A 10,112-nucleotide genomic window follows, 5' to 3' on the forward strand; every position below is an offset into this window, starting at 1 on the left:
CGCCCGCCGCCAGGGCGGCGGCGAAGGCCCGGACGTCCGGCCAGCGCTCGTCGCGCTCGGCGGCCAGGCCGCGGGCGATGACGTCGCCGGCCGGGGAGGGGATCCGTCCGGGCCCTCGCCCCGCCACCCGCCCGGGAGGGTGGCCGGTGATCAGGTGGTGCGCCACCGCGGCGAGGCCGTACACGTCGGCGCGTTCGTCGGGTGGGATGCCGGCGCGCAATTGCTCGGGGGCCATGTAACCGGGGGTTCCGCCCGGCAGTGTGAGACCGGACGTCTGGGCCAGCTCGCCGGCGATGCCGAGGTCGGCGACCATCAGCCGCTCGCCGCCGTCCGGGGCGGAGGTGATCAGGATGTTGGCGGGCTTCAGATCGCGGTGGACGATACCGCGATCGTGCAGCGCGGCCACGCCGGCCGCGATCTGGAGGATCTGGCGCACCGCCTCGTCCAGCGGCACCGGGCCGCCGTCCACCCGCTCGCGCAGGGTGCCGCGATCGGCGTGGCCCATCACGAAGAACGGCCGCCCGTCGGGCAGGGTGCCGATGTCGTGCACCTGCACCACGTGCGGCGACTCCGCCCGGCGGATCATCAGGGCCTCCTGGGCGAACCTCCGGCGGATCCGCTGGTGGTTCGCCCAGTGCGCGGCCAGGACCTTGACGGCGACCGGTGCGTTCAGGGCGTCGTCGTGCGCGAGCCACACCGTGGCGAACGCGCCGTGGCCGAGCGGCCGCTCGACGCGGTAGCGGCCGATCGTGGGGGGAACGTCCATTCACCTATCGTGACGCTCCCGTGACTCTGTGTCAGCAGTTGGGGATCTCTCTGCCGGAGTTGTCCCTGGCCTCGTCGTTGCCCCAGCGGCTCAGGTAGTACGCCGAGACGTAGTCGCGGCCGCCCGTGTCCATGTCGGTCAGCAGCCACCAGTGGTTGTACTGGTCGGCGGTGCCGACCCGGTCACCCCGGCGCTTGCAGAACACGTAGTGGGTGCCCGCGTACAGGAACCCCCCGCGATAGAAGCCGGTGGCGGTGGCGAAGGTGTCCACCCAGTACTTCGTCTCGGAGGCCTGTGCGGCCCCGGCCCGGATCGCCGTATGCCCCGTCCCGGCCAGGGCCGCCGGGGCGGCGGCGGTGAGCGCGGCTCCGGCGAGGAGTGCGGCGACGACGGCTGTGATGCGCATCTGTGTGCTCCCTCTCTGGTTTTCCTGCGTGCGCTCACAGTCTGCGAAAAGATGCTCACCGTGGGTATCTGTAAGGTTTCAGGAGCCGCTCCCGGGATCATCGTCCAGCGCGACGACAGGGTGCTGGAGATCGCCCCCGGCGAGTACGTCACCTTCGGCCGGGGCCCGGCGGCCGACCTGGTGCTGCCCCATCCCGCGGTCTCCCGCCTGGCCGGGCGGATCGACGCGGTCGACGACTACTGGACGATCTCCAACCTGAGCCGCGCCGCGACCTACGTGGTGGAGAACCCCGAGGGTGGCGGCGAGTTCGTCAAGGTGCAGCCCGGCCGGGTGCGCGCCCCGATCCCGTTCGAGCTGGCGCGGGTGCGGTTGCCCGCCGAGCCGGCGTCGTTCCTGGTGTTCGCGCCCGAGCACGCCCTGCTCCACCCCGATGCGCCCCGTGAGGGCCAGGAGACCGTGCTCGCCTTCCCCCTCGACGTCACGGCCAAGTACTTCCTGGTCCTGGTCGCCCTCTGTGAGCCCCGGCTGCGCGACCCGCTCTCCACCGTGATCCCCACCGTCCCGGAGATCATCATGCGTCTGGCCCACCTGGGCCTCGGCCGCTCGGCGGTCAACTTCCACATCGACTACCTCGCCCGGGTGAAGCTCCGGGTGAAGAGTCCCGAGCGGCCGGGCAAGTCCGACTGGCAGCGCGCGGCCCTGGTCTCCCTGGCGCTCCGGCACGACCTGGTGACCGCCGATCACCTGTCGCTGCTCGAACCGCGAAGACGCCCCTCGCCGTGATGGCGGCGAGGGGCGTCCGGCGCACTGTTCTCCTGTGAGGCCCTGACGGCGAGGGGCGTCCGGCGCGCTGTTCCGCCGGGACGGCCGCCCGACGCCGAGGGGCCTTTCGCGCGGTCGCCGCGGGGGATCAGCCCGCGGAGGCGGCGTCCTTGGCCTGGGCGCGCAGCGCCCGGCTGATGCCGTCCGCCCCCTCCAGCAGCAGACGTCGCAGGGCCTGCGGCGGCTGCTCGGCGGAGATGAAGTCCTGCGTCCTGGCCACCGTCTCGGCGGAGATGGCCAGCGCCGGGTAGCAGCCGTTGGCGAAGTTCTGGGCGCTGTCGGACGTCCAGGCCTTCCAGATCCGGCCGATCTCGGCGAAGTACTTCTCCGCGTACGGCGCCAGCAGGTCCGGGTGGCGCGGGTCCATGAAGCCGATGATCGTCGAGCGGAGCAGCGCGCCGCTCAGCTCACCGCCGGTGATCGACGCCCAGGCGTTCGCCTTGCCCTCGGCCGTCGGGATCGCGGCGCGGGCGTTCGCCGCGGAGCGCTCGCCGGTGGCGGTTGCGTCGCGTACGAGTTCCTGGGCGATGGCTTCCTCGCCGAGCACGCCGCCGGAGACCAGGCCCTGGATCAGCGTCCAGCGCAGGTCGGCGTCGACGGTGAGGCCGTCGAGCACGACCGAACCGTCCAGCAGGCCCGCGAGGAACGCCAGGTCGTCCTGGGCGATCGCGGTGGCCGCCAGCGCGTTCACGTACGCCAGCTGGTGGTCGGAGCCCGGCTCCGCCGCGGCGACGAGCGCGCGGAGCGCGGAGGCCAGGCGGGACAGTCCTTCGGCACGCCAGGCCGGGTCGGCGTACTGCTGGACGGCCTGGCGGGCCTGGCGGAGCACGGTCTGGGCGACCGTGATGTCCTTGACCGACTCGATGCCGGAGATGACCAGCGCCAGGTAGTCACGGGTGGACATCTCGGCGTCGCGGGTCATGTCCCAGGCCGCCGACCAGCACAGGGCGCGCGGCAGGGACTCGGTGAACCTGCTGATGCCACCGTCGACGAGGGTCCGCAGCGAGCGCTCGTCGAGCCGGACCTTGGCGTAGGTCAGGTCGTCGTCGTTGATCAGGACCAGGTCGGGCTGCACCTCGCCGACCAGGTCGGGCACCGCGGTGCGCGCGCCGACCACGTCGAGCTCGACCCGCTTGACGCGGACCAGCTCCTCGCCCTGACGGGAGTACAGGCCGATGGCGACGCGGTGCGAGCGCAGCGTCGGGTAGTCGGCCGGGGCCTCCTGCAGCACGTCGAAGGTGAGGAAACGGCCCTCGGAATCGGTGGTGAACGACGGGCGCAGCGTGTTGACCCAGGAGGTCTCCAGCCAGTCCTTGGACCAGGACGACAGGTCGCGCCCGGAGGTGCGCTCCAGCGCGGACAGCAGGTCCGCGAGCGTGGTGTTGCCCCAGGCGTGCTCGGCGAAGTAGTTGCGGACACCGGCCAGGAAGTTGTCCAGGCCCACGTAGGCGACGAGCTGCTTGAGCACCGAGGCGCCCTTGGCGTAGGTGATGCCGTCGAAGTTGACCTCGACCGCGTGCATGTCGACGATGTCGGCCGCGATCGGGTGGGTCGAGGGCAGCTGGTCCTGGCGGTAGGCCCAGGACTTCTCCACGTTGGCGAAGGTCGTCCACGCGCCCTGGCCCCAGCGGGTGGCCTCGGCCTGGCAGAGCACCGAGGCGTAGGTGGCGAACGACTCGTTCAGCCACAGGTCGTCCCACCAGCGCATGGTGACCAGGTCACCGAACCACATGTGCGCCATCTCGTGCAGGATCGTCTCGGCGCGGCGCTCGATCACCGCGTCGGTGACGCGCGAGCGGAAGACGTAGTCCTCCAGGAAGGTCACGCACCCGGCGTTCTCCATCGCGCCGGCGTTGAACTCCGGCACGAAGAGCTGGTCGTACTTGCCGAACGGGTAACGGAGCCCGAAGATCTTGTGGAAGAAGTCGAAACCCTGCCGGGTGACCTCGAAGATGTTCTCCGGGTCGAGGTATTCGGCGAGCGAGGCGCGGCAGTACAGCCCCAGGGGGATGCCGTCGTGCTCGGAGGTCACCTTGTGGTACGGCCCGGCGCACAGGGCGGTGATGTAGGTGGACATCACCGGGGTGGCCGGGAAGTGCCAGCGCCGGGCGGCCTGCAGCGCGCCGTGCTTGCCGTGGTGCTCCTGCAGTTCCTCGGTCTCGTCGGGCGCCGCGTTGGAGATGATCTCCCAGTGGGACGGCGCGAGCACGGTCAGCTCGAAGGTGGCCTTCAGGTCGGGCTGGTCGAAACAGGCGTACATCCGGTGGGCGTCGGCCGTCTCGAACTGGCTGTGCAGGTAGACGTTCTTGTCGACCGGGTCGACGAAGCGGTGCAGGCCCTCGCCGGTGCGGCTGTAGGAGCAGTCGGCGTCGATGCGCAGCTCGTTGGTCTCGGCCAGGCCCGGCAGCGGCAGCCGCCCGGCTTCGAGATCGTATCCGCTCACGTCCAGCTCGACGCCGTTCAGGACGGCTCTGCGCACCTTGGCGCCGGCCAGGTCGATGAACGTCTCCGCGCCTGGCCGGGCGCAGGTGAAGCGGACCGTGGTGACGCTCTCGAAGCGCTCCTCACCCTCGGTCAGGTCGAGTTCCACCGCGTATGACTGCACGCTGAGCAGCCGTGCGCGCTCACGCGCCTCGTCACGGGTCAGATTGCCTGCCACTACCGCTCCCTCTTCACAACATCCCCCGCTCCATTGCTAAGGGGTGACTGAATCCTGCCACGTAAGGCGCAGGATCGCCGCCTCGAAGATCCATCCATGGACTGATAGCCAGACTCGAGGATAAAGCGGCAAGTCAAGGCATTAATCCACCTCCGGAATAGGAAACTCCACCGCCCTGGTTGTCGCTAGGTGAACAAGCTGTACGAGCAGGAAGCGCCAACATGACTGAGCGAACCCCCGTCGATCTCTGGTTCGACCCCTTCTGCCCGTTCGCGTGGATGACCTCCCGCTGGCTGCTGGAGGTGGAGAAGGTGCGGCCGATCGAGCCGCGCTGGCACGTCATGAGCCTGAACGTCCTGAACGAGGACAAGGACGTCCCGGACAGCTACCGGGAGATGATCGCCAAGGCCATCGGCCCGGTCCGTGTGGTCACCGCCGTGCAGGAGAAGTACGGCTCCGAGACCGTCGGCCGCCTCTACACCGAGCTCGGCGTCCGCTTCCACAACCAGGGCAGGATCAAGGAGCTGGACACGCTCCGCGAGACCGTGGAGGAGGCCCTGGAGGCCGCCGGGCTGGACCGCGAGTTCGCCGACGCGATGGACTCCGAGGAGTTCGACGAGGCGCTCCGCGCCTCGCACAACGACGGCATCGACCGGGTCGGCCAGGAGGTCGGCACCCCGGTGATCGCGGTCGGGGACATCGCGTTCTTCGGCCCGGTCATCTCGCCCGCCCCCAAGGGGGAGGACGCCGGCAGGCTGTGGGACGGTGTCCGGCTGGTCGCCGGGTTCGACAGCTTCTTCGAGCTCAAGCGCTCCCGGACCCGGCCTCCGATCTTCGACTGATCCACGCCGCCCGCCCCGGCCGGCCCGCGCTGTCCGGGGCGATCGCGCGCATCTCCCCGCGCCCGTCTTCGCCCGCCCCCACCGCATCGCCCGCACCGCATCGCCCGCGCCGTACCGGCCGGGCCCGCCCCACCGTCCCGGCCGCGCGGCCGGGACGGTGGGGCGGCGGTGCCGGGCGGTGCCGATGCCATTGAAGATCAAATAGCGTGTTTATCCGGATATTACGAGTTTTTAAGGATCTCGTTTATCCGTGCGCCGCGCATGCGCTTCCCCGTACCCTCGTCGCAGCGGTCAGGCCGGGTGCCCGTCACGGCGGGCGGCCGTGACCGGCCGGGTCGCGATCTCCGCCCGGCCGACACGTGCTCACCCGCGACCTGCCGGGCTCTCGCATAATGACGGCACGCACGCAAGGATGAGAGGCATGCGGCACCTTTATCTGAACGGGGCCTGGCGGCCATCGGCGTCGCGCGAGAGCGTCGATGTGATCAATCCCGCGACCGAGGAGACGATCGACCGGGTGCCGGCCGGATCCCCCGCCGACGTCGAGGTCGCGGTGGCCGCCGCCCGGGAGGCCTTCCCCTCCTGGTCCGCCACCCCCGCCGCCGAGCGGGGCAAGATCCTCGCTGCGGCGGCCGGGCTGGTCCGCGACCGCTCCGACCAGATAGCCAGGACCATCACCACCGACATGGGCGCGCCGTACGGGCTGGCGTTGAACGTGCAGACGCTGATGCCCGCCGGGGTGCTGGCGTCCTACGCGCAGCTCGCCGAGACCTACGACTTCGACGGCGGGAGGGTCGGCAACTCCCGCATCCTTCGCGAGCCGGCCGGGGTGGTCGCCGCCATCACGCCGTGGAACTACCCGCTCCACCAGATCGTCTGCAAGGTGGCCCCGGCGCTGGCCGCGGGCTGCACGGTCGTGCTGAAGCCCAGCGAGGTCGCGCCGCTGGCGGCCTTCACCCTCGCCGGGATCTTCGACGAGGTCGGGCTGCCCGCCGGGGTCTTCAACATGGTCAGCGGCTACGGCCCGGTGGTGGGGGAGGCGCTGGTCACCCATCCCGACGTCGACATGGTGTCGTTCACCGGCTCGACCAGGGCCGGGCGCCGGGTCGCCTCCCTGGCCGCCGAGACCATCAAACGGGTGGCCCTGGAGCTCGGCGGCAAGTCCGCCAGCGTGATCCTGCCGGACGCCGACCTGCGCGTGGCGACCAAGGCGACGGTGGCCAACGCCTTCGTCAACTCCGGCCAGACCTGCTCCGCCTGGACCCGCATGATCGTCCATCGCGACCGGTACGACGAGGCCGTCGGCCTTGCCGTCGAGGCCGCCGGGAAGTACACCGTCGGCGATCCCTTCGACGAGGCCACCCGGCTCGGACCGCTCGTCTCCGCCGCCCAGCGCGACCGGGTCGTCCGCTACATCAACCGGGGTCAGGAGGAGGGGGCCCGGCTGGTGGCCGGCGGCACCGACCGGCCCCGGGACCGGGGCTTCTACGTGGAACCCACGGTGTTCGCCGGGGTGGAACCGGGGATGGTCATCGAGCAGGAGGAGATCTTCGGCCCGGTCCTGACGATCATCCCCTACTCCCGCGGCGAGGACGAGGCCGTCGCCATCGCCAACGGCACCCCGTACGGCCTGGCGGGCGCCGTGTGGGCCGGCGGCGAGGAGCGCGCGATCTCGGTCGCCCGGCGGTTGCGCACCGGCCAGGTCTCCGTCAACGGCGGCCGCTTCAACCCGCTCGCCCCCTTCGGCGGCTACAAGCAGTCGGGCCTCGGCCGGGAGCTGGGGGAGTTCGGCCTGGAGGAGTTTCTGGAGATCAAGTCTCTCCAGCTCTGACCCGGCGACCCCGCCACCGGGTCAGGGCGCCTGGAGCAGCACCTTCCGGGCGGCGTCCTTGGCCAGCCGGTCCACGTACAGCTTGCCGTCGAGGTGGTCGGTCTCGTGCTGGAAGCAGCGCGCGAGCATGCCACGGGCCTTGACCTGCACCGGGCGCCCCAGCCGGTCCAGCCCGCGGACGGTGACCCCGGCGGCCCGGGGCGTCCTGGCGTAGATCGGGGTGCCGGTCTCGCGGCCGGGGACCGACAGGCAGCCCTCCTCGTCGAGGACCTCGGCGTCGTCGTCGACGGTCAGCTCGGGGTTGATCACGTGTCCCTTGCGGTTGCTGCAGTCGTAGACGAAGATCCGCTTCGACACGCCGATCTGCGGACCGGCCAGGCCGACGCCCCGGGCCTGGTACATCACCTGGAACATCTCGTCGATGAGCCGCCGCAGCTCACGGTCGAAGTCGGTGACCGGCTCGGCGGGCGTGCGCAGGACCGGGTCTCCGACCACTCGGATGTCACGCATGTGGGACTCTCTCTTGTAAGGGTTCATGAACCATACTGGCTGTTACTCTAGCCGGGGCCGGGGTCGAGCCGTCCCCGCACACCTGCGAAACTGGGCGGGTGCGCGTCTACATCGGTGCCGACCATGCCGGCTATGAGCTCAAGAACCACGTCGTCTCCTGGCTGAAGGAGCACGGCCACGAGGTCACGGACTGCGGTCCTTTCGTCTACGACGCCGAGGACGACTACCCGCCGTTCGTCCTGCGCGCGGCGGAGGGCGTCGCCGACGACCCCGGCAGCCTCGGGGTCGTCATCGGTGGTTCGGGCAACGGCGAGCAGATCGCCGCCAACAAGGTGCGCGGCGTCCGCGCCGCCCTGGCCTGGAACGAGGAGACCGCCAGGCTCGCCCGCGAGCACAACAACGCCAACGTCATCAGCGTCGGCGCGCGGATGCACGAGCAGGACGAGGCGACCCGGTTCGTCGAGATCTTCCTGGAGACCCCCTACTCGGGAGCCGAGCGGCACAACCGCAGGATCGCCCAGCTCACCTCGTACGAGACGATCGGCCAGCTCCCGCCCCTGCCGTAACCCTTCGCGGCGGCGGCTCCCGGCCTCCGCCGCGCCTTCTCCGCCCCCTCCCCCCGCGGCCCGTCGCCGTCGGAGCGCGCCACCGGCCCGCTCGCCGCGGCCTTCCGCCGGCACGTTGCGTGCCCGCCCGCCGGCGGCTCGCCGACCACCACCGCGGCGGCCCTCCACCGCGGCGGGACACGGGCGGCGGTCCTACCGGTGCCGCGGGGAGTCGCGGGTCTCCTTCCGCGGCGGCTCCCGGCGCGTCCCCTCCTTGCGAGGAGCGGATTCCTTGCGGGGCATCTCGTCGCGCAGCGGCCGGCGGTCGGCGGCCTCCCGCTGCTCCCGCGTGGGACGCGAGACGTCGCGGGCCCGCATCGCGGTGATCGGGGTGATCTGCAAGCTCTGCAGTGCCATGCCGCCACCATAACCCGCCCCGGCCCCGCCCGGCGGTCAGAAGATCCGGCTGCCCCAGGGCGCGGGCTCCCAGGACATCGCGGTGGACAGCTCCCGCACCGCTCCCTCCCGGGACTCACGCACCACCCCCGCCGCGCTCAGCGGCGTCAACCGGCGGCCACCCAGGTAGGCCGCGCCCAGCGCGGAGACCGGCAGCGTCAGGTCGGCCGGGTCGCCGGTGGGCGCGCAGCGGGCGCCGGAGGGATCGGCGGTCAGCCGCCAGCGGCGGGCGTTCCACGGGCACCGGGCGTCCTCGACCTCGATCACCACGTCCACCGGCGCCGCGTAGCGGCGGGCCGGCAGGGCCCGTTCGACGTCGACGACCCGGACCCACAGGTCGTCCCTCCAGAGCGCGTTGAGCCTGCGCGGTTCGGCCAGCAGATGGATCACCGGGTCGTCCGAGGGGCGGTCCGCCGCCGTGACGTGCGAGACCAGGTCGCGGTCCAGGACGTGCCGCCAGAGCAGCGCGTACCCGGCCGGGTCGAGGGCGAACAGTTCCCGCAGCCGCAGCTCGCCGTCCGGCACGTCGTGGTCGGTGAAGCTCCGCCTGATCCGGAAGAGCGCGTAGCCGCGGGGCCCGTCGTCGTCCTCGGCGACCACGCCGCGCAGCGGCCCGGCGCCGTCCTGGTCGGCCTCGTGGTCGGTCAGCACCGTGTCCCAGCGCGCGGGAGTGCGGGCGTACAGTCCCGGGCGGCTGCCGAGCACCGACTCGAAGATCTTCTCGAAGAGGGGACGCGTCTCCGCGGGCTTGACGACGCGCAGCCGCAGCCCGGGGTCGGCCGGGGCGTGCGGGGCGAAGGCCGCGCTCGCGGTGGGGATCCGGAAGGTCAGGGCGTCGGCCGCCCTGCCGTACCCGAACCGCCCGTAGATCGCGGCCTCGGACGCGTAGAGCGCGGCGACCGCCTCGCCCCGTTCGTGAAGGTCGGACAGCTGGCGGGCCATCAGCGAGGAGAGGATGCCCCGGCGGCGGTGGGAGGGCAGCACGGCGACCGCGGTGACCCCGGCGACCGGGAGCGGCCCGCCGGGCACGGTCATGGTGAAGCTGCACACCGAGGTGACCCCCACAAGCCGGCCGCCGTCGAAGGCGCCGAGCGAGCGGTCGAACTCGGCGGTGCCCCGGTACAGCTCCGCTCTGTGCGGCGGTATCGCGGCGCCGAACGCCTCCTCGTCGACCGTGATCCAGTCGGGCCATTCCGCTTCGGCGATCGGACGCAGGCTAATACTACAGCCAGGTTTTGTGATCTATAGTTCTGGATCATGTCGGATGAGCTGACC

General features: G+C 71.5%; 10 protein-coding genes. 4 read left to right on the forward strand and 6 right to left on the reverse strand.

Annotated elements, in window-relative coordinates:
• On the reverse strand, positions 1–766 hold a 766-nt coding region (locus tag ABD841_RS39755), incomplete at its 3' end, for a serine/threonine-protein kinase (RefSeq protein WP_344982235.1).
• Between the two features lie 31 nt (positions 767–797).
• Positions 798–1,172, reverse strand: coding sequence for a hypothetical protein (locus ABD841_RS39760; protein ID WP_344982236.1), 375 nt, complete (start codon positions 1,170–1,172; stop codon positions 798–800).
• A 60-nt stretch (positions 1,173–1,232) separates the two neighbouring features.
• Here ABD841_RS39760 and ABD841_RS39765 point away from each other — a divergent pair, with 60 nt between their 5' ends.
• Complete coding sequence (locus ABD841_RS39765; RefSeq protein WP_344982237.1) at positions 1,233–1,955, forward strand: FHA domain-containing protein; 723 nt, start codon at positions 1,233–1,235, stop codon at positions 1,953–1,955.
• Between the two features lie 127 nt (positions 1,956–2,082).
• Here the strand turns inward: ABD841_RS39765 and pepN are convergent, their stop codons facing one another.
• Positions 2,083–4,653 (reverse strand): aminopeptidase N, encoded by a 2,571-nt coding sequence (gene pepN / locus ABD841_RS39770; RefSeq protein WP_344982238.1) that lies wholly within the window; start codon positions 4,651–4,653, stop codon positions 2,083–2,085.
• 221 nt (positions 4,654–4,874) lie between these two features.
• Here pepN and ABD841_RS39775 point away from each other — a divergent pair, with 221 nt between their 5' ends.
• Complete coding sequence (locus ABD841_RS39775; protein WP_344982239.1) at positions 4,875–5,495, forward strand: mycothiol-dependent nitroreductase Rv2466c family protein; 621 nt, start codon at positions 4,875–4,877, stop codon at positions 5,493–5,495.
• A gap of 421 nt (positions 5,496–5,916) precedes the next feature.
• Positions 5,917–7,326 carry an aldehyde dehydrogenase family protein gene (locus ABD841_RS39780; RefSeq protein WP_344982240.1) on the forward strand — a complete coding sequence of 470 codons (1,410 nt, stop codon included), beginning with the start codon at positions 5,917–5,919 and terminating at the stop codon, positions 7,324–7,326.
• A 21-nt stretch (positions 7,327–7,347) separates the two neighbouring features.
• Here the strand turns inward: ABD841_RS39780 and def are convergent, their stop codons facing one another.
• Positions 7,348–7,836, reverse strand: coding sequence for a peptide deformylase (gene def / locus ABD841_RS39785; RefSeq protein ID WP_344982241.1), 489 nt, complete (start codon positions 7,834–7,836; stop codon positions 7,348–7,350).
• Between the two features lie 98 nt (positions 7,837–7,934).
• On the opposite strand from def, the gene ABD841_RS39790 reads away from it, so the two are divergent.
• The gene (locus tag ABD841_RS39790; protein WP_344982242.1) at positions 7,935–8,402 is read left to right on the forward strand and encodes a ribose-5-phosphate isomerase; all 468 of its coding nucleotides are present in this window, start codon (positions 7,935–7,937) and stop codon (positions 8,400–8,402) included.
• 192 nt (positions 8,403–8,594) lie between these two features.
• On the opposite strand, the gene ABD841_RS39795 is transcribed toward ABD841_RS39790, so the two are convergent.
• Together ABD841_RS39795 and ABD841_RS39800 are read right to left on the reverse strand one after the other, a co-directional pair.
• Positions 8,595–8,798 carry a hypothetical protein gene (locus ABD841_RS39795; protein WP_344982243.1) on the reverse strand — a complete coding sequence of 68 codons (204 nt, stop codon included), beginning with the start codon at positions 8,796–8,798 and terminating at the stop codon, positions 8,595–8,597.
• Between the two features lie 36 nt (positions 8,799–8,834).
• Entirely contained in the window at positions 8,835–10,079 is a 1,245-nt protein-coding gene (locus ABD841_RS39800; protein ID WP_344982244.1) for a GNAT family N-acetyltransferase, read from the reverse strand.
• Positions 10,080–10,112 lie beyond the last annotated feature (33 nt).

The organism is Streptosporangium fragile (assembly GCF_039534445.1).
GTDB classification, from domain to species: domain Bacteria; phylum Actinomycetota; class Actinomycetes; order Streptosporangiales; family Streptosporangiaceae; genus Streptosporangium; species Streptosporangium fragile.

Bases quoted from the DNA above. Each gene is read 5' to 3' on its own strand.
- ABD841_RS39760 (WP_344982236.1), bottom strand. From the start codon at position 1,172: ATGCGCATCACAGCCGTCGTCGCCGCACTCCTCGCCGGAGCCGCGCTC.
- ABD841_RS39775 (WP_344982239.1), top strand. From the start codon at position 4,875: ATGACTGAGCGAACCCCCGTCGATCTCTGGTTCGACCCCTTCTGCCCG.
- ABD841_RS39780 (WP_344982240.1), top strand. From the start codon at position 5,917: ATGCGGCACCTTTATCTGAACGGGGCCTGGCGGCCATCGGCGTCGCGC.
- def (WP_344982241.1), bottom strand. From the start codon at position 7,836: ATGCGTGACATCCGAGTGGTCGGAGACCCGGTCCTGCGCACGCCCGCC.
- ABD841_RS39795 (WP_344982243.1), bottom strand. From the start codon at position 8,798: ATGGCACTGCAGAGCTTGCAGATCACCCCGATCACCGCGATGCGGGCC.